The organism is Xenorhabdus sp. BG5, from assembly GCF_015163665.1.
GTDB lineage: Bacteria > Pseudomonadota > Gammaproteobacteria > Enterobacterales > Enterobacteriaceae > Xenorhabdus.
The window spans coordinates 1-21717 of the sequence record NZ_JADEUG010000019.1; the positions used below are offsets into that span (position 1 = coordinate 1).

The following is a 21717-nucleotide window of genomic DNA, read 5'->3' on the forward strand; positions in this document are numbered from 1 at the left end:
CTTAAATTCAGTAGAATAGTGGCGTTTGTTGGGTTTCAATTTCATCGCTACACCTCATTGTCATGTTAATAACATGAGCAGGCTTTTGACGTGTCCGAGAGCCTTATACCATATATGGACGCCCCAGTTGTGCAAGCACTCAGTTATACGGTTTGCGACCCTATATCCGGCGTCATAATGGAAAAATTATCCGCGCCATGATGTCATCCGCACCCTGCTTCCTTCTCACTACATCGGTATATCACTACCTTGTATAAGAACAGGCTATTACAGGGACGGTAGCCGTTTTCTCATCCGTGTTTGCAAACTCGATAATGCGTCTATTTTTGTTGCTCAATGAATTAATAGTAAAAGCTTTTTGCATATTAAAATCCACTTCATCCCGCAGAACACGCCAGATAATCCGGGTCAGTTTGTTGGCTAAAGCGATCGTGGCTTTCATAAACCCGCATCGGGCAATCAGTTTTCTCAACCATTCTCCCAGACAATCATCACGATTTTGGACACAGCGCATCACGGCACGAGCACCGTGGATAATTAACGTTCGGAGATGACGGTTTCCATTTTTGCTCAGGGAAGACAGCCGGTTTTTTCCACCTGAACTGTGTTGTCGGGGAACCAGGCCACACCAGGCAGAAAGTTGCCGGCCATTAGCAAATTGGGGCGCACTGACTTCACTCACGAAGGCGGCTGCAATAAGAGGACCGACGCCGGGGATCGTGAGCAGAGGGTGATAACCACTTTGCTGACGAGAAAGTGCCGCTATTTCATTATCCATTTCATGAATGCGAATGTTCAGATTCCGTAGGTCTTCCCCCAAAGTATGAAGCAAACGTCGTAGTACAGAGGACAGCTCATGGCTCTCCTCTTCTAGAATCTCAGGCAGGTACTGTTGCAGTTTCTGAATACCAGCAGGAACGATCACCCCCTCCTCAGCGAGGAAAGCCCGAATCGGGTTGGCGAGTGCGGTACGTTGTTCCACCATGAGTTGTCGGGCACTGCGCAGTGCCTTGATATCTTGCTGTTCCACCGTCTTGACCGGAACAAAATGGATACCGGGTCGGCACAAGCCTGATGATAAATCCCATCGCCTGAAGGGTTCTGCCCCAATAGTGAGAAGTTGCACAGGCCTCCATAGCAATGAGGGTTCCTGGCGAAAAAGTGCGCACAGTATCAAGCAATTTTTGCCGTGAAATTTTTCGGTTCGAGGCGACAGAACCGTCCTCCATCCAGACACAGACTTGAAAAACGTTTTTGGCGAGGTCAATGCCATTAATCGTATTCATGAGATGTTCTCCCGAAATTCAGTGCATCGGAAAAAAAGATGGCACTATTTGCTGCTGAAAAAGGGGACGTCCATCACATCACTACAGTCATCTGCCTGCACAGGCTGAGAAGCCAATACCGCCCATCCGGCCAACCCTGCGAACAGGTTGCTGCGCGTTACCGTTGCCATAATTGAACCAGTCGAATACTTAATTATTATTGAATGATTTTGGAATAAATATGAGACAGGGTATTATGGTCGAAATTGTTTTATTTTCAATCGATCTGATCGACATATAACCAGAAGGACGGATATTTAGACTAATAAACTGTAATCAGGCAACAAAACGGCACTTAATTAACATTCATTAAACATATCAGGGATAGCATTAAGCATATTCGTCTGCATTTTATCTGCCTCAAAAACAAAAGCACGAAAAATATGATTAGTAAAAATAACGCGATGCTCGACTTTCGTGGTGAGTTGAAATGACATAGCCCGTCCTTTATCACTTTAAGTGACCAAACTAAGAGAAATAAAGGAACAGAAGGCTATGTCACAGCAAGATTTTATCATTTGGGTGTTTTGTTGGGTAGATGAAAATTTAGCAGAATTACAACAAGGTACACGGTTCAGACGCCGGGGGTTCTCACCTAAGCTGAGCGATGCCGAAGCGATTACGATGGAAGTTGTGGGAGAGTTTTTAGGTTTTTCAACGGATAAAGGCATTTGGACGTACTTTCGTGACCACTGGCTTGAGTGGTTTCCGGAGTTGGGCTCACGCGCCAATTTCGCGAAACAAATTTCGAATCTTTGGGCGGTGAAACAAAAATGGCAAGAAAGACTGGCGAGATTATTGGGTGCGTTCGACAGGCCCGTTCATATTATCGACGGATTTCCGTTGCCGGTTTGTGGATTCAAACGAGCAAAAGGCAGTACCAATTTTAAGGGACAGGCCGATTATGGTTACTGTGCGGCTAAAAATGAAACCTACTATGGCTTTAAGGGGCATCTGATGATAGATGAAATTGGCGTAGTGACGGGATTTACATTGACGCCTGCCAACGTGAGTGAGCGTGAAGCAACATGGGATGTGAGCCGCGCAATAAAAGGCTATCTACTGGGTGATAAAGGGTATTTAGGTACTGAATTTCAACAGGAAATGGAGAAATCAGGCATTGAAATGATAACGCCGATGCGTGCCAATATGGATGATCCTGTTCCTAGAGAAACGAGAAAGCGGATAAATGCCAAACGGCGTTTAATTGAAACCGTGATTGGTCAACTCGCCGGGCAATTTAGTATCGAAAAGTGCTGGGCGCGGGATTTATGGCACTTAAGTAATCGAATCGTCAGAAAATTGCTTTCTCATACGTTAGGCATTTTTGCCAATTTTAAACAAGGTAAAAATCAACGCGACTGGCTTCAACAAGCCAACGTTATAGGATGTTAAAGTCGAGCATCGCGTAATTTTAAATAAATCTGACTTACATCTCATTAACTGGCTTGAACTATTAATGAATATATGAATAATATTAATTCTCATTTTTGTTAATTCGTTGTATTTTTAAATTCCATTAATGTTTAATAATAAAAGGATATAACAAGTGACCAATAAGATTATTCAAGGTGTTCTGCCTGTTGCCATACTTCCCTACAATAGTGACTTTTCATTGGATGAAATCGGTTTTAGACAGCAAATAGACCATGTACTTGCTACAGGTTGCGACGGATTTGTCATTGGGCAAATTTCAGAAGTATCACGTCTCACGGCAAAAGAACGGTTCAGGTTGGCAGAAATCATGGCCGATCAAATCGGTGATAAAGGCATATCAGTCATGAGTACCGGAGGAGAAAGTACCGCCCAAGCCATTGAGTTCTCACGTCAGGCAGAACACGTTGGGTGTGATGCTCTGTTAGTTATGCACCCTTCCATGTTTGTACTTGATGATGAACAAATGTTTGCTTATTTTGCCAGTGTTATTGAAAGCGTTAACATCCCTGTTCTCGTCCACCACGCAAAATCTCTGGCGAAACGCCCGCTGTCCATTGATGTTCAGGCAAAATTATTGCATACCTATGGCGCTGAAAAAGTGCAATTTAAACCAGAATCAGCCCCAACTGCGCCAAAAGTATCGTTACTGCGCGATGCTACCCAAGGGCAGGCAAGAATTTTTGAAGGTGATGGCGGTATGATGCTGGTAGATACCTATCATCGTGGTTTGGCGGGGGTCATACCGGCAACAGAAATTGCAGAGATTACTGTTGCGTTATGGCGTGCATTGCAAGCTGGCGATGATAAAACAGCCAGAACCATTGGGTATCCACTGTCATATTTGATGTGTCATATGATGACAAGTATTGATTGTTATCTGCAAATTTCAAAATATTTCTTAAAACGCCGAGGATTAATGAGTAATACATTAATTCGCTCTCCTGTCGATTTTAAATTAGATGCAGAAACATTACGTGAAGTTGAATTTGTTTATGACAATCTATTTGAAATTATTTCTGAGAAACCATTAATTAATACTTAATAATTAACAAACAAAATAATAAGGTTTATATTATGAAACGTTTTGGCTTTTCAATTGAAGTTGTAAATGACGCTGCATTAGAAATGTATAAAGAAATGCACAAGCAGGTTCCGCAAGAAATTTCGGGTGATGAAGGTGCATTAAAGAAAATAGGTTTGCAACGTATGTCAATTTATTTATTGCCAAACAATACGTTATTTATGCAAGTAGAAGCGAATGATGATTTTGATCCATTACGTGATTTTACTTATGCGTTATCACTTCATCCGATTGTGAAAGAATGGGATGATAAAATGCACGGTAAAGATAATCCATTATTACGCCGCTCAACCAATAATAATACAGAATTAAATTGGCTTCGATTGGAGCAGGTTTACGATTGGAGTATCACGGAGATGGCTAATGATAGCTGATACTAAAGGGCATGTAGTCACGCTTCTGGATTGTACGCTGCGTGATGGAGGCTTCCAGACACAGTGGTGTTTTTCAGATGAAATGGTGCGGGATTATTTTGACATTTGCCATATTACGCAAGTCGATATTGTAGAATTAGGTTATCTGAATCTGGAACCTCATTGGAACACAACAGATACGGGGCATTATAAAGCGCTGCCAGAGTCTCTCAATCCTCAACAACAAAAACTGACTGAAAAGGCCGGAGATATAAAAATAGCCGTAATGATTGATGCTTGGCGTATTACTGAACTTGATGCACAAGCCGCTTGCGATATCATTTTGGCAGCCATTCATCGAGCACCATTTAATATCAATATATTGCGTATCGCCGCTCTGTTAAATCAATTGCCAGCGTGTATAACGCTAGCAAAGAAACTCCACCAGCATGGTATTTCAGTGATGCTGAATGTTATGCAGGCAGCAGAATTTACGGTGGCAGAATTGCGCTCTAATCTACAATTATTTAATAATGTGTCAATTGCTGCGCTGTATTTTGCAGACAGTTTTGGCCGGATGAAACCAGAACAGGTTTTCCAACTTTATCACCAAATCAGCGAGTCGATTAACATACCACTCGGCTTTCATGCTCATGATAATTTTGGTCTGGCTATCGCTAATGCGGATGCTGCGATACGGGGTGGTGCAACGTTCATTGATGGTACTTTTGGCGGTATTGGTCGTGGCGCAGGTAATGCACCGACAGAAACGCTATGTTTACTGCGGTCAATGAATGGAGAAATAGCACAGTGTGAAGATTTTTTATCTAAACACATTGAACAGTTGAAATCTGAACTCCAATGGGGTTATTCATCGACTTATCGTTGTCAGGCAAAATATAATATACATCCGACTTATGCCCAGAAATTATTTGAGACAGAAAAATTAACGGGTGCCGATCGGATTGAAATTCTTCGTAAAATTGCTTTACATGATAATCCGAAGAAATTTGATATCAATATTCTCAATCTCTATATGTAATTTAATGTAATGAGATGAAATGGAAAAATTACCCTTAACAGAACCGTTGCTAATAAATTTAGTCATGGGTAAGAAATTGGTGTTTTTTGATTGTGATGGCGTATTAATTGATTCAAATAACATTAAACTCGCTGCGGTATCTGATGCCTTATATGATTTACCTCAGTCTGTATTAATGTGCTGTTTACAAAATTTTAAAATGAATTTCGGTCGCTCGCGAATTTGGCATTTCGAGGCATTTTATAGAATTGCTAATCCCAGTGGCGTAACAGAACACCATTTTATTCATGATCGTATCCAGCGATATGAAAAATATCTCAAAGAACATTATATTTTGTCTTTAGCCGTTAACGGAGCAAAGCCATTATTGGAAAAACTGACTTCTGCCGGAATAACCTGTTTGGTTATCAGTGGAGGTAAGGAAACAGAGATTAAAACTATTCTGAATCAGGTCGGGCTGAGTCATTATTTTAAGCAGATTGTGGGCTCGCCAGTGGTAAAAGAGCAGGCTATCAGCACATTTTTGACACAATACCAGTGCACACCAGAACAAACGGTATTTTTTGGTGATGCTCAGGCGGATGCTCAAGCGGCGATGACTGGCCAAGTGCCGTTCCTCTTTGTTCGCCAGCATGCTTTAGTTGAAAGCTCGGTTATTCATGCTCATTGGCCGACCTATCTTTGGGGCGGAGAAATAACCGATTTAACACCAGAACAAACGGTGAGGCTCTTTCCCGGTATCCACTCAAATTTCGATTAGATTCGAATAAAAAGGTGAAGTACATGAGTAGTAATGAAACAAATTGTGTAGAGACGAATTGTACTGAAACGAATAGCACTGAAATAAACGGCATTAAAAAACCATTGAAAATCGCTATTACGGGAGTATCACGCGGTTTGGGGAAAATGCTGAGCTACGCCTTAGTGGCAAAGGGGTATCAGGTATTTGGCTGTACTCCCTCAGCCGATATGGCGTCAGAAACACCCGATGGTTTTGTACTGATCGAGGCATCGGTCACTGAACCCGATGAAATGAAAAAATTTGCCGCCCGAGCGAATGCAGGTCAAGCCGTCGATATTGTTATCGCAAATGCCGGTGTTATTCATGAACGCTTACCCGCTTGGGAAATCCCCATAAAAGAATGGGCGCGAGTGATGGATGTCAATCTATTGGGAGTTGTCAATACAGCCCAGGCATTCTTACCTGCTATGCTTGAGCGCAACGAGGGAGTGTTTATTGCGATTAGCTCTGGCTGGGGACGTTCACCTTCTTGGGGATTGGGGCCGTATTGTGCCAGCAAATTTGCGGTAGAAGGCATGGTGGGTTCCCTGAATGATGATTTACCTGTGGGTGTACGCGCAGTCGCACTTGATCCTGGCAATGGTATTAACACTCAGATGCTTTCAGTGTGTTTACCCGATGAGCATCAAAACTATATTTCTCCCAAAGAATGGGCGGAATATGCCTCGGATTACATCATCAACGAAATTTATCAAGGAGATGTAGCCGGTAGTGCAACGGTTCCTCATCCAGGTTTATAACTGATATAAGGAAAGTTAACACTATGTCAATATTCAACGACTTGAAAGGTAAGCGGGTTGTCGTGACAGGAGGTGGCCGTGATTTTGGGCAAGCCATTTCTGTCTGGCTGGCGCGTGAAGGTGCTCATGTTGATCTCTGTGCCCGTCAGTTATCCAGTGCCGAAGACACTTGTGACATCATTCGTAGTGAAGGGGGGATAGCAAGAAGTTATCAATGTGATATCAGTGATGCGCAATCGGTGAAGGTTTTTGCTGAGCAGTTGCAGCAAGATAACCAGCCTGTCGATATCCTGATCCTGAGTGCAGCTCAATGGCTGGAAGGTGATCTGAGCGATGAAGACAGCGACGCTGATATTATCAGCACCATGAACTCGGGGGCGACGGGTTCTATGTTATTGACTAAAGCGTTATTACCGAGCCTGCGTGAATCACAAGGTGCTGATATTATTGCCATGGTATCAGTCTGCGGCATTTCTCACTTTACGCAATCTGTCGCTCATCCCGCATTTTTTGCTGCCAAACATGCCATGAGTGGTTTTTGCCAAACGATTTCCCACCAATTAAGTAAAGACAATATTCGGGTAACCGGCATTTATCCGCCAGATTTTGAAGTTAATGGCTTTGATGAAGTGCTGGATGATCATAAAACAATAGGTCAGCAATTGCTGAATGGTCGCTCAATCTGGGAAACCATCCGGTTTGTGCTTTCTCAACCCCGTAGTAGCCATATCAGCGAAATTTACTTCCAGGGTCCAACTCGTGAGGACCTAGAATAATGAATGGCAATTTTGCCGGCGGGTGCTCTGCGCCCGATTTCATCCTGACACGGAATGACAGTGAGTTAGTGTCAGCCATGCCGCAAAATATGGCGGCAGGGTATTTTCGTACTGACTGCATGCCAGAAGTCTTTTATCACAAATGCGCTCAATATACGGCTATCAAAACGCTGGCGCCTGAGCTGGTCTTTAATGGCCGGTGTGTCAACACGTTGACTGAATTACCCCGAGATGTTGTTAAGCCAATGGTGATTCGGCCTGCATTTTCACCTCAATCAAAAGGTTCTGCTTTGATTGTCGGAGGAAATGATAGACCCAGTATGGACGACGTTATCCAACAATTGCGTCATTATTCAGGGCCGTTCCAACTGCATGATTATGAAAAAGGGCAACCCATCTTTATTAACGGCATATTATCAACGGGCACGCTGATCATCAGTGATATGTGGCGCTGCATTACGTTGCCTATCGGATATCGAGATATTCTGACAGCCGTTATTAATCTATCGGAAAAAGCGCTGCCGGAGAGATTACCTCAACAATTGGCCGAATTGGCAATTGGGATGGGAATGCTGGCTGGCCCATTGCATATAGAATTAGTGTTAACCGCAGACGGGCCAAAAATTGTTAAATTGACGCCAAGATTGGCCAGTTCCCCCTTGCCTGAACTTTGCCAATTTGGTGGTTGGCAAAGTCAACAGCAGCTTTGGCAAACGAAATCTTGCAACATACAACATAAACCGCTGATAGGTTACGTCGCTGATTATTCGTTTATCTTTTTACAGGCTGGGTGTGTGAAACAATTCTTCTTTGAAAAGGAAGTCAAAGCATTGAGTAGTTTTAGTTATTATTTTATGTCACCGAAAATAGGGCAGGATGTGCAAACGACGATTGATGGTGATACTTATGGGTGCACATTGTTTTTACGTAACAATTCATTGGAAATATTAGAAAGCGAAATTTCTTATTTAACAACATTAAATCTTAAGGGTGCTTTCCATATTGAGTCAATTAAATAATCAGTAATTCAACGAAATAAAAATTTAATTTCCTTTTAAGGAGACCATAAATATTTATGGTTTGCCTTACGGTCACTTATGCTCAAAATAAAATTTTGAAGGTTGACAATGAATTTTAATAATAATCTTATAGACAGCCCCGACGAAAATAAAGTTTATGATGTTATCGGGATCGGATTTGGCCCGTCTAATATTGCGCTTGCCATTGCATTACGTGAAATAGCCCCTCATATGAATGTCGCTTTTATTGAAAGTAAAAATCACTTTAGTTGGCATTCAGGTATGTTATTTGAGAACGCCACTATGCAGGTTTCTTTTTTAAAGGATTTAGTGAGTTTTAGAAATCCACGCAGTCATTTTACATTTATCAATTATCTATATGAGAAAAAACGATTGGCAGCATTTTCTAATAAAAAGGATTTTTTCCCCAGTCGAATCGAGTTTAATGATTATTTTAAATGGTGTGCAGAAAAGTTTTCAGAGCAGGTTTATTACGACAATAAGGTTATTCGTATTACACGGAGAAACTATATTGAAGAAGGGCACCCATTACTTGAAGTCCAGTTACAGGTGGGTACAGAGAAAAAAACGATTTTGACCAAAGCGCTTATTCATTCTGCCGGATTACAGCCGGTTATGCCGGAAGGGGTTATCCCATCAGAACAAGTGACGCATGTGCATCAATTGATCGAACAAATCAAAAAATCACCCCCAACGGAAAATTCACATTATGTCGTTGTAGGGGGTGGTCAAAGCGCTGCGGAAGCGGTGGAATTTCTGTTAGATCAACATCCGTCAATTAAAGTCACGGCGATTGTTTCCCGCTTTGGTTATACCCCCGCCGATGACAGCCCGTTTGTGAATGAAATCTTTGACCCAAATGTGGTTGATGATTTCTATTCAGCACCCTATCAGGTACGCCAAAACATTCTGAATTTACACGCTTCGACAAACTATGCTGCCGTCGATCTTGATCTTGTTGAGAGCCTTTATCGCGGCTGGTACGAAGAGCAGGTGACAGGTAATCATCGTTTGAGCATTGAACGCCTGAGCCGTTTTCAATCGGTACAAAAACAGGGTGAACGTTTACAGGTGACTTTTTCCCATCAGCTCAACGGTGGGCTTCATCATTTCCAGTGTGATCATTTAGTTTTTGCCACCGGTTTTACGCCCCGCAATATCGACCATTTGTTGGATGAAAACCTGAAATCTTGCCTGCGTTATGAAGAGGGTTTACCTATGCTTTCCCGTCATTACCAACTTTTGTGTCATGAAGGGGTGGCACCATTGCTGTATTCCGTTGGGATATCCGAAAACACACATGGTTTGACCGCGACCTTAATCTCCAATATGGCGATTCGCGCCGGTGAAATTGTAGAAGATTTATTAGAGGAACTCAGCGGGAGGCACTATGACCAGGCAGTTTGAATTTGATTGCATTATTGTTGGTGCAGGTATTATTGGCGCAACGTGTTTCCATCAATTTACCGCAGCCGGCAAACGTTGCCTTCTTTTGGAACAAAGGCAATTAAGTGCGGGTATTACTGGCGCATCGGGTTGTATTGTACGCGTATCGCACCGCACGAATGAAGCTATTGACGCTGCTGCACTGGGTTTCCACTTCTATCAGAAATTATCGCATGACTCTGCGGGGTATGTTCCTTTTACCCGTAAGGGCTATTTGCATTTTGCCGATGAAGAAACATTACTGCGAATACATGAGCGGCTGCTGCATAACGGTATTCGGGCGGAAATACTGACTCAGGCATCATTACGTCATCAATATCCCGATTTTCCGGTCATCGCGACATCTGCAATCTATGAACCGGATTCTGGTTATATGGATGCCAAACCCACATTGGAATTTTTGGTGCAATCGGCAGTAGTCCTGGGAGGTAAATATCTTGATGCCGTTGAATTACAACAATTATTATGGGATCAGGAAACTCATCACGTTAATGGTGTGATGACATCAATGGGTGAGTTTTATGCGCCAAATATCGTGTTGGCAATGGGAAATGCGACGACTGCATTTTTGCAGCAGCATTTCAGTGATGACTGTGGAATGTGGAACCAATTAATTCAGGTAACCCGTTTCACGCACGATGTTCCTTTGTCCGGGGCCCCCTGTTTTATTGATGATTTGAACGAGTTAAATGGTCGTTGGTGCCCTGTGACTAGCGGATTTTTTGCTGGTTATCCAACAGGCTTGCGTGTGCCTTCAAACGATTCCTATCGATCCGTCGATAAGTCCCATGCTTTGTTTACTCAACAACGGGCACAACAGCGTTTTCCCTGGCTCAAGGGAGCCTCCACTAACGGCGCACTATGTCACAGTGATTGTTATAGTCAACAGTCAATTGGCGTTATAGGTGAACAAGCCTCGTTACCCAAAGGCATATTTGTTGCCTCTGGATTCAGTGGCGGCGGCTTTAAGATGGCGCCATATGTAGCGGCCACGCTTTTACCGTCAATCACGGGCTTACAGGAAAGCACCACTCAACCATCTTCTTCTGCAAGGGCGGTTATCACACAGGAATTATCTTCATGAAAAAAATAAATATCTTTTCTCCGTCTGTCTTATCTTACAACGTTGCCAGCCGCCCCGTTGAGCTGGTGGGGACAAATGCCAGCCTAATGGGGTGTTCATTGGCACCGGGGCAGGAAAGTTCGGCACATAACCATTTCGAAAATGAAATATTTATTTTTACCGCAGGTAAAGGTGTGGTGAAGACAGGCCATGAGTCGGTAAATGTGCAGGCAGGTGATGCAGTATTGTGTCAGCGGTTTGAAAATCACACCATCGTTAACACCAGTGAAGAAGACAGTTTGCAGTTCCATTCTATTTATTGGGATGCCGGTGACATCAATACATCTGTCACTGACACGCCTGCACCCTCCGGGCAAAGAAATACGCTGATTTTTTCTACACCGCCGACTCCAAATGGCGATTTGCACTTGGGTCATCTCTCAGGGCCTTATCTGGCCGGAGATGTGTTGAAACGTGTGCTATTGCAGTCCGGCGCATCTGTGCATCACGGCACGGGTCGTGACGATAATCAAACTTATGTCGTCACCAGTGCAGCCAAGGAGCAGCGCCAGCCGACGGAAAGCGCAGATTTCTACGCTTCGGCCATTAATGAAACCTGGCAGGGATTCGGAATCGATTTCGATCTGTTTATTACGCCAGATAATCAGGGTGAATATGCTGATTTTGTCCATCACTATATTGAGCTGCTTTATAAGAATGATCTTATTTACACAAAAGAAACAACAGGTTATGTGGATCACCATGGCAATACCCTGCATGAAGCCTATATTCATGGATTATGTCCATATTGTGAGGAAAGCAGTGATGGCAATGCCTGTGAAGCATGCGGCAGACCGAATGAGTGTACGGATCTGAAACAACCTCAAGCAAAAGCCGATGGCAGCCAACCGCTACCCAGAAAAGAATCTCGCCTCTATTTCCGTTTATCTGCCTTTGCTCATCAATTGGCACAATATGTCCAGATCGCAAATATGCCCGCGCATGTCCATCAATTGTGTCATGACATGTTATCGCAGCCGCTACCGGATATTTGCATCAGCCACGCCAGCCATTGGGGAATTAAACATCGTCTGCCTAATTATGAGCAGCAAGTTGTGTATGTATGGTTTGAAATGGCAATGGGGTATCTGTGGGCGGCCAGCGAGCACCCGGCATCAAGGGGAAATAATCGAATGGAAAAAGCCGCTGATGTGTATTCAGGCGATACCAATATTGTGCATTGCTACGGGTTTGATAATGCTTTTTATCACACCTTGCTGTTTCCTGCCGTCTATTTCGCATTGGGATTAACGCCGCCACAAACACATATCGTCAATGAATTGCTCGATCTGGAAGGAAGTAAATTTTCTACCAGCCGGCGCCATCTGATTTGGGGGAAAGATTTCCTGAAATTGGCCGGTGCAGATTATGCAAGAATGGCGTTGATGTTGATGCGGCCTGAAGGGGTACGGGAAAACTTTTCTGTTGAAAAGGTCGCTGCAACCATGAATGCCTTGTTTCCGCAACGTTTATCTCACTGGTTATCCTCGTTGCAAGAGTGTGTGATGCGATATGGCGGCAAGATCTCGGAATCAGGTGCTTGGCTGGCGGATCAAAAGAACCACTACCATGAGTTATTACACGTCATGACGGGCTATCAACATTTCAGCCAAACAGAAAACTTTTCACCGCGCCGAATGGCAGAACACGTTACCAAATTGATTGATATGGCCTACCGCTTCAATGCTTCCCAGCGCCATTTATTCCCCCGAAATTCTAATGCCTTATCCAATTATGCCCGCACAGCGCTGGCTCTGGATGCTTTAGCGGCGCGTATGCTGGTGTACGCATTAAAACCGTTGATGCCAGCTATGAGTGCTGACATTGCAGCCTTATTGAGAATCAATGCAACAGAAGAAACGTGGCAACAGGCAACGACATTTTTGGCGTCACAACACATGATCCAGCCACGTAAGATTATGTTACCCGAGTTGTCTGCAACGGGCTTGGTGCAACTTATGCCACAGTAAATTATGTCAGTAAGACAGGAACAACATCATGAATACAGCAGGTTTGATTGGCATGGTTGGCCCATTGAGTGGACCTCGTTCAGCATACGGTGAATTGTTACGGCAAAGTGCCGGGGAGTCATCATTACCCATGCTCTGGCGGGATGATGCTGCAAACCCTGAACAAGCCTGCATTGTTGCGCAGGAGTTCATTGATCGCGGGGTACAGGCAGTCATCGGTCACTTCAACAGCGAATGTGCCCGAGTTGCGGGCAGGCTTTATCAGGCTGCCGGTATTCCTTTGCTATTGCCTGCCGCCACTGCGCCCGATCTCTGTTCAACAATCGGTGCCTATCGGTTATGTGCTTCAGAACGACAACAAGTTACGGCCATAGTGAAATACTTGCAACAGCATCAATGGGTATTGAATGAATTGTGGTCTGATGGCACGGTCTACGGTAACAGGTTGGTAGCCGCGTTGGCTACGAGCGTTTCCCGACACTCACCAAACAAGGCATCCGCAGTGGGCCTGATGGGAGCCCATCACGCGATAGCAAAAGAAATTCAACGTCGTAACCAATCAGGTTCGTGCTATTTAGTGCCTGATGATTGCGTCATTGAGGAATTTGACCAGTTGCTGCAAGGAAGTGGCGTAACAACACTGTGCCCGCATGCCACCCCGGATTTTGGCTCTTGTGTCTGTTTGGCACTGCAATTAATCAGTGAAGCGATAGATAAAGGGAAAAACATCGGCGAATTTCTGCACCAACACCACGATTTCGAACAAAGGCAGTACCGACACGCGGGGTTTAGCTTGATCTCCCGCCATTATGGCTAAGGCAGTAACATATTTGGGAAAACATTATGTCACAACCTTTAAATCATCTTATTTCAACTCACCCCTATTCACTGAATTATTTACCCAATATTGGTGGGGACAATATCGTGCATGCCGACATTGATACTATGCTGGGCGTATTGCGTCAGATGTTGACGACTGAGCGTCCCGCAGTGGCAGCACCAGACAATATACAGACATTAACGCAGCAAATAGAACACATGGTTGGTGAAACGATTACGGCTGACGGCATCGGTATCGATTCGGCTTTAAAGGTTTTTGTCTCTTTGTTGGCCAGACAAGGCATACCTTCGGATCACGCGAACTATCTTGCTTACATTGGAGCATCTCCCACACCCAGCGCAGTTCTGATGGATAGTCTGCTATCCGCCACGGGAATGGTTGGCTCGGGGTGGATAGCCGGTGCAGGTTTAATCTGGGCAGAAAATCAGGTACTAAGATGGCTGGCTGATTTGGTTGGGTTGTCTGAGCAGGCAGGAGGGTGTTTCGTCGCAGGTGGAACGGCAGGAAACCTGTCTGCTTTGGTGGCGGCTCGTCACAGATTCCGGCAACGTTTCCCGCAATATAAACAGAGTCTTATCTTAGTTGCCGAATCAGCTCATGCGTCAATTGCCAACTGCGCTGCTTTGTTAGATCTGACGATGATTAATGTTGCCTGTAACGATGAAGGGCGTGTGACCGCAGCAGCGTTGAGTGCACAATTGGCGTTATTAGCAGCGGAAGGGCAGTTAGACAATATTGTTGCCATTGTGGCGACTGCCGGGGCGACCAATAGTGGTCAGATCGATGATCTGGAAGGCATTGGTGCCATTGCCCGACAGCGGGGTATTTGGTTCCATGTGGATGCAGCCTATGGAGGCGCGTTCCTTTGCGTGCCGGAGATGCGACATCGTTTCAACGGTATTGCGCTGGCTGATTCAGTGATTATTGATCCCCATAAAGGCTTGTTTGCCCCTTATGATTGTTGCGCTTTGTTGTACGCACATCCGGTTGGTGTCATGCCCGCTTTTGTGCAAAACGCCAGCTATCTGGATCAGGTTAATACATCCCATGAATGGAATCCGATGCATTACGCTTTTCATCTGACCAGACGCGCCAGAGGTGTGCCTCTGTGGTTTTCATTGGCGATACATGGTCGTGATGCCTATACCCGCAGTCTGGCTCGTATCCTTGAAATAACGGACACGTTACGGCAACGCATTGCCCAACATCCTGAATTGCTCTTAATAGACGCTTCATCTCTGAGCATGATTTTATTTAAACGACGTGGTTGGCAGCCGCAACACTATTCTTCATGGTCAGAATATTGTCTGGAAAAAGGTATCGCGTTTATTGTGCCTTCCCAATGGCAAGGGGAATCCGTTATTCGAATATGTATCATGAGTACTCGGTTGGAAAACGCCCAGATAGATATCTTATTGGAAAGTTTGGCGACTTATCCGGGTTGAAGATTCTTCTAACTCAATCCGTCACTAAAATAAAGTTTGTTAAATTCAGGGTATGACATTTGTAATCTTGAGGTTTGATGGAATGGAAAAAGTGTACCGCTGGGAAAAAGAAGAATTTGTCATTACGACAGACAAAAACATGCTGGATATTTCCACTATTCATCAGTTTTTGACTCAATCTCATTGGGCTAAGGGTATCAATCAAGAAGTCATTTGTCGTTCCATTGAACACAGTCTGACATTTGGTTTATTTCATCATACTCGCCAAGTAGGTTTTGCCCGTTTTATTACTGATTTCACGACGTTTGGCTATTTTTGTGATGTTTTTATTCTTGATAGCTATCAGGGGTTGGGACTTGGAGGCTGGTTAATGACATGTTGTATGCAGCACCCTCTGATGACCCAATTACGCCGTATTATGCTGGTGACAACTTATGCTCCGTGGTTGTATGAGAAAGTAGGGTATGTACCTATTAATAGAGAAAATTTTGTTTGGGAGATCGTAAACCCTAATATTTATCAATAAATAAATTCGATTTTAATCAACCTTCATATTGGAGTAAAAGAGTGAATATTTACTTTTCCATTATATACAGGACGTTAAGCAATAACCGTTTATTTTAGTCTGAATTCTGCTTAAGCCATCACTGGAAAATCGTCTTTTGAGTAGAAAACTTTCAGTGGTGGTTTTTTCAATTTAAAATTGTAAGCAATCGTACGCACCACCTAACACTGATGTGTTTTTTCTACGCCAAAATAGCCTGTAAATCGTTATAAAACTATTGTCATCATCAAACAAAAATTTGACCCGATTTGAACCGAACGATACAGTATGACCTGTAACTATAAACGATCCTATCGCCTGCAAGGATCACCCAATGGGTGGCGAAAAAACTCCTGTAGCCTGAGAGGGAGTGCAAGTATTGCGGTACATCTGCGCACTTTTGGAAGTAGATATCGTCGGATAAATAACCCATGTATCGATGATGAAAGTTTCCCGGTTTCTTTATGCACCGACTATCACATATGCAGAGCAGTAACTCTGCCACGTTCACCTTAACCATGTTACCTTGCACTACTTTTACTCACGTTTTGATTTACGCACGATAAACTGAAGTGGTTCAATGATTTTGGTCACCGTTATAGAGGTGATATTCTCACCTCAACACATAAATAGGTGACATGATGAAAAGACGGTTTAGCCCCGAATTTAAATTAGAATCTGCTCAGCTCGTCCTTGAGCAGCATTACAGCGTCAGAGAGGCAGCAAAGGTCATGGGGGTGAGTAAATCCGCCATGGAATCGTGGGTTCGCCAGCTCAAACAAGAGCGGCAAGGCCAATCCCCTAAAGCCTCTCCCATCACACCGGAGCAAATTGAAATACGCGAACTGAAAAAGAAACTGCAACGCCTTGAAATGGAAAACGATGTATTAAAAAAAGCCTCAGCACTCTTGATATCGGATTACCTGAAAAGTGCTCGTTAATTGAGCGATTCAGAGTGCTTTATCCTGGGGTTTCGCTTTGCCAACTGTTCGGGGTTCATCGCAATACTTATCAGGCCTGGTATCAACGGCAAGGAAAGTCTGATGCTGAGCGCGTTAAGCTAAAAAGTTTAGTCCGGGCAGCCTTTACTCAGAGTCAAGGCTCGGCTGGTGCCCGCTCGATTGCCAACATGGTGACCCGTGAGGGAATACCATTGGGTCGATGGCGGGCGGGAAAGCTGATGGCTGAACTCGGACTGGTCAGTCGCCAGCCGCCGACACACCGTTATTCACGACAGGAGCAGGAACATGTTGATATTCCAAACCATCTGAACCGTTAGTTTACTGTCACTGAACCCAATCAGGTGTGGTGTGGCGATGTGACTTATATCTGGACTAGACACAGGCAAAAACTGGGCGTATTTAGCGGTGGTTCTCGATTTATTTGCTCGCAAACCGGTGGGCTGGGCGATGTCTCATTCGCCAGATTCTGAATTAACCAAGAAGGCGTTAACAATGGCTTTTGAATCAAGAGGTCGACCACAGGGAGTGATGTTCCACAGTGACAGTAATAATGCTGGTGTCAGTTTTCATTATCATTGAGTTTGCCGTTTAACCGGATTGGTGTGAATACTGATGCAGTGAAGACCTTCCCGCATCCTGACTCACACAGCGATCAACCTTTTGTGTTCAGCCTTGGATCCGTCGGTTGCCGGAAGCGCCTTCATGCGAGGCATCTCCTCACCGGAGCTCTGTTATGACTGTTAAAGTTACCGAAACCGCCGTTGTGGGTGGCGTGGATACACATAAAGATCTGCACGTTGCCGCTGTCGTAGATCAGAACAATAAAGTTTTGGGCACTCAGTCTTTTTCAACAACACGACAAGGTTATCGGCAAATGCTGGCATGGACGGCCTCATTTGGGGCATTAAAGCGAATTGGCGTTGAGTGTACAGGTACCTACGGTTCAGGGTTGCTTCGCTATTTTCAGAATGCGGGGTTATCATATCCGAAGTTGCTTCACGCTCACTGACATTGGCGGGCGTCAGTGTAAACCCGGTTACCACGCCAATTTCGTCTATCATGAGATGTCCTTTGAAGCCGTAGTCAGTTTCATTTTTGGCGGCGCAGTATCCATAATCGGCTTGCCCTTTGAAATTGGCACTGCCTTTTGCTCTTTTAAACCCACAGATGGGTAGCGGAAACCCGTCGATAATATGTACCGGCCTGTCGAACGCGCCCAATAATCTCGCCAGCTTTTCTTGCAGTTGTTGTTTAACCGCCCAAAGATTCGAAATTTGTTTGGCAAAATTAGCGCGTGAACCCAGCCCCGGAAACCACTCGCTCCAATGGTCACGAAAGTAAGCCCAAATCCCCTTATCCGTTGAAAAACCTAAGAATTCACCGACAACTTCCATCGTGATAGCTTCTGCATCGCTCAGTTTAGGCGGATATTGGCGATTTCTATTTTTATACGTTGTTTTGGCAAGTCCTTACGTTCAGGCGCAGTAGTGACGGATATTTGCCATTTATCCACTTTTACTTCTGCATATTCCGGCTTGTTTCGTAGTGCTTTCGGTTCTTTTACCGTGACCTCAAACCCATATCGTCCCCCCAGATATTTCTCGATACACTCTTTGATTCTACCCAAATCAGCCGAACAAAAATCACGCCCACCAGCAAAATCCAGATCTTCGCTGAATCGGTTAGAGCCGTAGCAGAGCCTTAGCGATGTTCCCCCCTGAAAGGTAATCTCCTTGAGTAAACCGCCTTTAGAAAGGCAAAACAGGATGTCATAATGCAACAGTTCTTTTTCTACAACCGGCCTTAGGCTTACCAGTCCGTCCTGTTCAATGGCTTCATCGACAATGGCGTTAAAATTAACTTGGCTAGACATAGTCGAGTTCCTCCAGCTGCACTAAATGTACATTCCTACCTACTCTTTTTTGGTCACGCAAAGCCGTCTCTTTTTTTGCGATACGCAGGGGCCCACGGCTTTCTAATGTTGCTTTCAGAATTTCGTTAGGCTTTCTGCTAGTGTGGGTGATTTCAATAACTCCCCACGGTGTTTTAAACTCTCCTGTTCTGCCAGTAGACATAATGGTCAGGCGGTCAATGGGAATTTGTGAGATGAGCCCATATTGCGATAAAGCTGACTCCAGACTGATGTAATTATATTCACCTCGTCGGATATTTTTGGCGATAGTTTCCAGAGGATAGCTTCCCATACTGGCCCGCGTATAGGCATAAACGCCTTTGGTAATGCGAAGTAACAACCCAGCTTTGACGAGGCGATCAATAGATTTTTGCAATGTCCGGGAAGGTTCGTCAGCAAAGATGACTTCCAAATCTTGTAAAAGGAAAATAGCTCTTCCCATTTTGCTGAACTCATCTAACTTGTTAATTGCTGTGATCCTATCCATTTCATTATCTCCACTCTGACACCCCCTTAAAGGGTGTTATGTGTATAGATATTGATCATAGCAATTATTTTTATACACAAAAACCCCATTTTAAGGAGATTTGTGTAAACAACAATCTGCCCCGATCGCGCTTATCTCGCCAAAACTAAAAAATATTGTGAGGATATTCGATTACGCTAACGATTTATCCAACTCTCTAAACGTGTTTTTGCCTGTGCAATATCACTACCCAACCACAAAACAATGCCATCAGGTCTAACGATAGTCGCCTGTCCATCTCGAAGTAGTTTTTTAGGGGAAATCATCTCAACCACCGTCAATTGTTGAGCTACGGTTTGAAAATATGATTGCAGTGCAGATACCAGTTTCGGTGCGTGATTATGTATTAAGACAAACTGTTTTTCCCGCAATACTTCTGTCAGCCTACGTTCCTGTCCCGCGTGACGCAGCACTAAATACGGTAAACGCTGACCAACTCGCTTATGATCACCTTTCTGACGCAGACAGTGATATTGCGCATCTTCACCAGCCAACATCCTGACAACTTTTTTCTCGATATAGGGAATTTTGGTTGCCTGCACACCAATCCAATGCACCATTCGCCCCAAAACACCCGTCGCTGTATTGAATTTAAACAGTAAATCTGTATTTTTTAATGCCGCTTTTGCTATCGGCCTGCGCTCGTTTTCATAGGAATCCAGAATATCTGGCAATAAGGTTCCCTGAATAACGCCGGCCAATTTCCAACCTAAATTGGCTGCATCGCCGATCCCCATTTGAAGCCCTTGACCACCCGCAGGAACATGGGTATGAGCCGCATCACCAAGCAGGAAGATCTTTCCCTCTCGATACCGTTCCGCCAACCGCTGTTTACTTCTGTAACGTGCACTCCATAAAATATCACCTAAACCAAAATCCTGCCCCAAAATGGCAGACATACTATTCGCAATCTCTTCTCTGGTAACGGGTTGCTTGACAGGCAGATCCATTCTTTGATTATCTTCAATGCTGATGCGATAAGTACCCTCTGGTAATGGAAATAGTGCAACCAATCCTCTCGAAACAGAACGCGCATATACCGCTGGAGATGGAGGGGTATTCAAGGTCACATCTGCCACAACCAACGAGTGTTGATAATCCTGCCCAACGAAAGGAATATCCAACAATTGACGTACAATACTGTTGACACCATCAGCACCGAGAACCCAATCGTATTCTATCTTGGTTACCGAACGTGACTGGGTTTCTTCAATCTTCACAACAACCTTTTCCCCCATAGGTGTTAACGTCTTAAGTTCCATTCCTCTTTTGAGGTTGACGCCAGACTTATTTGCCCATTCTGTCAACACACTTTCGGTATACGATTGTGGAATGATTACCATGTAGGGAAATTCGAGTGCCAGTGTTGAAAATGAAAGTGTTCTCCCTTTTTTATCCCCAACAGGCGCCTCCGCCCACACGATACCTCGACGTATCATTTCATCCGCAATATTCCAGGCGCTCAACAGTTCAAGCGTGATCGGTTCCAACCCAAAGGCACGCGAATGCAGGGAAGCTGCGGGTCGTTTATCAATGAGATCAACCGAAATTCCCTGCACAGAGAGCGAGGCAGCAACCGCCAGTCCAACTGGCCCGGCTCCTACAACCAATACACGTTGGGTGATAGGGATATTACTCGTCATGATAGCTGTGCCCTCCATTGGGAAGTTGAAAAACGGAAACAATAATATTTCTGGCCGTCGTCGTAGAATAAATCCGCTGTAACCCCGCCGACTCTGCCATGCGAACGATTTCTGCTTCGGGGATGTAACTCCCCAGACTCCCCATAATCCAGTTAATCAAAGACTTAATTCCCCACCCTGGTGGTGCATTTTCGATAAGACAAAACAGGCCATTAGCGTGAAGAATCCGTCGTATTTCCTGTAATCCGGCAGATTTATCATACCAATGCCCAAACGACATCGAACAAACGATCAAATCAATACTGCCTGATGGAAGGGCCAGTTCCTCTGCCATTCCCACGAGGAATCTGGCGAATGGCCTACGCGTGAGCGCTTCATCTACCATACCTTGGGCTGGATCGATGCCAATGCAGTTGGCCTGAGGCCATCGTATGTGTAAGTGCTCCAACAATGCGCCTGTTCCACAACCAATATCCAATATGCTACGGGGCTTGGATGTCCAATCCACCTTCTTCAAGATGCTCAAACATTCTTCATGTGCCAGGTTCAATTTATCGCCATATTTTTCTTCATAGGTAGGCGCTATTCGATCGAAAGTTTCAATAAAACCAGGTCCTTTTTTTATCTTCTTTGTTTTCTCAGAATTTAACATTTTCTGAAAACCTCCAACACTTTTAAGTAAAGCAAACGTAATCAATTGTGTTGACTT

19 protein-coding genes and 5 pseudogenes are annotated in these 21717 nt (G+C 44.4%); 16 read left to right on the plus strand and 8 right to left on the minus strand.

The annotated features are described in order from the left end of the window. Positions 1-349 precede the first annotated feature (349 nt). The 3 genes and pseudogenes from IQ209_RS11265 to IQ209_RS11270 all read right to left on the minus strand — a co-directional run. Positions 350-1286: pseudogene (locus IQ209_RS11265) on the minus strand (IS110 family transposase); the annotation flags it as partial. 44 nt (positions 1287-1330) lie between these two features. After that, on the minus strand, positions 1331-1456 hold the full coding sequence (locus tag IQ209_RS18580) for a hypothetical protein (protein WP_255528772.1): 126 nt from the start codon (positions 1454-1456) through the stop codon (positions 1331-1333). 168 nt (positions 1457-1624) lie between these two features. Continuing rightward, the gene (locus IQ209_RS11270; RefSeq protein ID WP_193851391.1) at positions 1625-1762 is read right to left on the minus strand and encodes a hypothetical protein; all 138 of its coding nucleotides are present in this window, start codon (positions 1760-1762) and stop codon (positions 1625-1627) included. Positions 1763-1820: 58 nt separating this feature from the next. Here IQ209_RS11270 and IQ209_RS11275 point away from each other — a divergent pair, with 58 nt between their 5' ends. From IQ209_RS11275 to IQ209_RS11360, 16 genes and pseudogenes are all read left to right on the plus strand, one after another. Further along, the gene (locus tag IQ209_RS11275) at positions 1821-2720 is read left to right on the plus strand and encodes an IS982 family transposase (RefSeq protein WP_193851392.1); all 900 of its coding nucleotides are present in this window, start codon (positions 1821-1823) and stop codon (positions 2718-2720) included. Positions 2721-2874: 154 nt separating this feature from the next. Then, entirely contained in the window at positions 2875-3804 is a 930-nt protein-coding gene (locus tag IQ209_RS11280) for a dihydrodipicolinate synthase family protein (RefSeq protein ID WP_193851393.1), read from the plus strand. Positions 3805-3836: 32 nt separating this feature from the next. Continuing rightward, positions 3837-4217 (plus strand): L-rhamnose mutarotase, encoded by a 381-nt coding sequence (locus tag IQ209_RS11285; RefSeq protein WP_193851394.1) that lies wholly within the window; start codon positions 3837-3839, stop codon positions 4215-4217. Continuing rightward, positions 4207-5238, plus strand: coding sequence for a homocitrate synthase (locus IQ209_RS11290; RefSeq protein WP_193851395.1), 1032 nt, complete (start codon positions 4207-4209; stop codon positions 5236-5238). Before IQ209_RS11285 ends, IQ209_RS11290 begins: the two co-directional genes overlap by 11 nt. Positions 5239-5257: 19 nt before the next feature. After that, positions 5258-5998: an HAD family hydrolase gene (locus IQ209_RS11295; protein ID WP_193851396.1), complete on the plus strand. Its 741-nt coding sequence runs from the start codon at positions 5258-5260 to the stop codon at positions 5996-5998. 23 nt (positions 5999-6021) lie between these two features. Beyond that, positions 6022-6780 (plus strand): SDR family oxidoreductase, encoded by a 759-nt coding sequence (locus IQ209_RS11300; RefSeq protein ID WP_193851397.1) that lies wholly within the window; start codon positions 6022-6024, stop codon positions 6778-6780. 23 nt (positions 6781-6803) lie between these two features. After that, the gene (locus tag IQ209_RS11305; protein ID WP_193851398.1) at positions 6804-7556 is read left to right on the plus strand and encodes an SDR family oxidoreductase; all 753 of its coding nucleotides are present in this window, start codon (positions 6804-6806) and stop codon (positions 7554-7556) included. Then, a complete protein-coding gene (locus tag IQ209_RS11310) occupies positions 7556-8575 on the plus strand; it encodes a hypothetical protein (protein WP_193851399.1) in 1020 nt (339 codons plus the stop codon). The genes IQ209_RS11305 and IQ209_RS11310 overlap by 1 nt, the downstream gene beginning before the upstream one ends. A 108-nt stretch (positions 8576-8683) precedes the next feature. Continuing rightward, positions 8684-10003: a lysine N(6)-hydroxylase/L-ornithine N(5)-oxygenase family protein gene (locus IQ209_RS11315; protein ID WP_193851400.1), complete on the plus strand. Its 1320-nt coding sequence runs from the start codon at positions 8684-8686 to the stop codon at positions 10001-10003. Then, a complete protein-coding gene (locus IQ209_RS11320; RefSeq protein ID WP_193851401.1) occupies positions 9987-11126 on the plus strand; it encodes an FAD-binding oxidoreductase in 1140 nt (379 codons plus the stop codon). Before IQ209_RS11315 ends, IQ209_RS11320 begins: the two co-directional genes overlap by 17 nt. After that, positions 11123-13135 (plus strand): class I tRNA ligase family protein, encoded by a 2013-nt coding sequence (locus IQ209_RS11325; protein ID WP_193851402.1) that lies wholly within the window; start codon positions 11123-11125, stop codon positions 13133-13135. The genes IQ209_RS11320 and IQ209_RS11325 overlap by 4 nt, the downstream gene beginning before the upstream one ends. 28 nt (positions 13136-13163) lie before the next feature. Continuing rightward, positions 13164-13952 carry an ABC transporter substrate-binding protein gene (locus tag IQ209_RS11330; protein ID WP_193851403.1) on the plus strand — a complete coding sequence of 263 codons (789 nt, stop codon included), beginning with the start codon at positions 13164-13166 and terminating at the stop codon, positions 13950-13952. Between the two features lie 26 nt (positions 13953-13978). Beyond that, complete coding sequence (locus IQ209_RS11335) at positions 13979-15421, plus strand: aminotransferase class V-fold PLP-dependent enzyme (protein ID WP_193851404.1); 1443 nt, start codon at positions 13979-13981, stop codon at positions 15419-15421. Positions 15422-15503: 82 nt separating this feature from the next. Then, entirely contained in the window at positions 15504-15947 is a 444-nt protein-coding gene (locus IQ209_RS11340; protein ID WP_193851405.1) for a GNAT family N-acetyltransferase, read from the plus strand. A 656-nt stretch (positions 15948-16603) separates the two neighbouring features. Continuing rightward, a pseudogene (locus IQ209_RS18325) lies at positions 16604-17479 on the plus strand (IS3 family transposase); the annotation flags it as partial. A gap of 181 nt (positions 17480-17660) precedes the next feature. Next, positions 17661-17906 (plus strand): annotated as a pseudogene (locus tag IQ209_RS11360) (transposase); the annotation flags it as partial. Between the two features lie 52 nt (positions 17907-17958). On the opposite strand, the pseudogene IQ209_RS11365 reads toward IQ209_RS11360, so the two are convergent. From IQ209_RS11365 to IQ209_RS11385, 5 genes and pseudogenes are all read right to left on the minus strand, one after another. Then, positions 17959-18321 (minus strand): annotated as a pseudogene (locus IQ209_RS11365) (IS982 family transposase); the annotation flags it as partial. A 32-nt stretch (positions 18322-18353) separates the two neighbouring features. Beyond that, positions 18354-18800: pseudogene (locus IQ209_RS11370) on the minus strand (nucleotidyl transferase AbiEii/AbiGii toxin family protein); the annotation flags it as partial. After that, positions 18793-19326, minus strand: coding sequence for a type IV toxin-antitoxin system AbiEi family antitoxin (gene abiEi / locus IQ209_RS11375; protein WP_193851409.1), 534 nt, complete (start codon positions 19324-19326; stop codon positions 18793-18795). The pseudogene IQ209_RS11370 and the gene abiEi, both read right to left, overlap by 8 nt. A 176-nt stretch (positions 19327-19502) precedes the next feature. Continuing rightward, entirely contained in the window at positions 19503-21008 is a 1506-nt protein-coding gene (locus IQ209_RS11380; protein ID WP_193851410.1) for an FAD-dependent monooxygenase, read from the minus strand. Next, positions 20998-21660, minus strand: a complete 663-nt coding sequence (locus tag IQ209_RS11385; RefSeq protein WP_193851411.1) for a class I SAM-dependent methyltransferase — start codon at positions 21658-21660, stop codon at positions 20998-21000. Before IQ209_RS11385 ends, IQ209_RS11380 begins: the two co-directional genes overlap by 11 nt. Positions 21661-21717 lie beyond the last annotated feature (57 nt).

Coding starts and splice junctions, on each gene's coding strand:
- IQ209_RS18580 (WP_255528772.1), bottom strand. CDS start 1,456: ATGGCAACGGTAACGCGCAGCAACCTGTTCGCAGGGTTGGCCGGATGG.
- IQ209_RS11270 (WP_193851391.1), bottom strand. CDS start 1,762: ATGTCATTTCAACTCACCACGAAAGTCGAGCATCGCGTTATTTTTACT.
- IQ209_RS11275 (WP_193851392.1), top strand. CDS start 1,821: ATGTCACAGCAAGATTTTATCATTTGGGTGTTTTGTTGGGTAGATGAA.
- IQ209_RS11285 (WP_193851394.1), top strand. CDS start 3,837: ATGAAACGTTTTGGCTTTTCAATTGAAGTTGTAAATGACGCTGCATTA.
- IQ209_RS11290 (WP_193851395.1), top strand. CDS start 4,207: ATGATAGCTGATACTAAAGGGCATGTAGTCACGCTTCTGGATTGTACG.
- IQ209_RS11295 (WP_193851396.1), top strand. CDS start 5,258: ATGGAAAAATTACCCTTAACAGAACCGTTGCTAATAAATTTAGTCATG.
- IQ209_RS11300 (WP_193851397.1), top strand. CDS start 6,022: ATGAGTAGTAATGAAACAAATTGTGTAGAGACGAATTGTACTGAAACG.
- IQ209_RS11305 (WP_193851398.1), top strand. CDS start 6,804: ATGTCAATATTCAACGACTTGAAAGGTAAGCGGGTTGTCGTGACAGGA.
- IQ209_RS11310 (WP_193851399.1), top strand. CDS start 7,556: ATGAATGGCAATTTTGCCGGCGGGTGCTCTGCGCCCGATTTCATCCTG.
- IQ209_RS11315 (WP_193851400.1), top strand. CDS start 8,684: ATGAATTTTAATAATAATCTTATAGACAGCCCCGACGAAAATAAAGTT.
- IQ209_RS11320 (WP_193851401.1), top strand. CDS start 9,987: ATGACCAGGCAGTTTGAATTTGATTGCATTATTGTTGGTGCAGGTATT.
- IQ209_RS11325 (WP_193851402.1), top strand. CDS start 11,123: ATGAAAAAAATAAATATCTTTTCTCCGTCTGTCTTATCTTACAACGTT.
- IQ209_RS11330 (WP_193851403.1), top strand. CDS start 13,164: ATGAATACAGCAGGTTTGATTGGCATGGTTGGCCCATTGAGTGGACCT.
- IQ209_RS11335 (WP_193851404.1), top strand. CDS start 13,979: ATGTCACAACCTTTAAATCATCTTATTTCAACTCACCCCTATTCACTG.
- IQ209_RS11340 (WP_193851405.1), top strand. CDS start 15,504: ATGGAAAAAGTGTACCGCTGGGAAAAAGAAGAATTTGTCATTACGACA.
- abiEi (WP_193851409.1), bottom strand. CDS start 19,326: ATGGATAGGATCACAGCAATTAACAAGTTAGATGAGTTCAGCAAAATG.
- IQ209_RS11380 (WP_193851410.1), bottom strand. CDS start 21,008: ATGACGAGTAATATCCCTATCACCCAACGTGTATTGGTTGTAGGAGCC.
- IQ209_RS11385 (WP_193851411.1), bottom strand. CDS start 21,660: ATGTTAAATTCTGAGAAAACAAAGAAGATAAAAAAAGGACCTGGTTTT.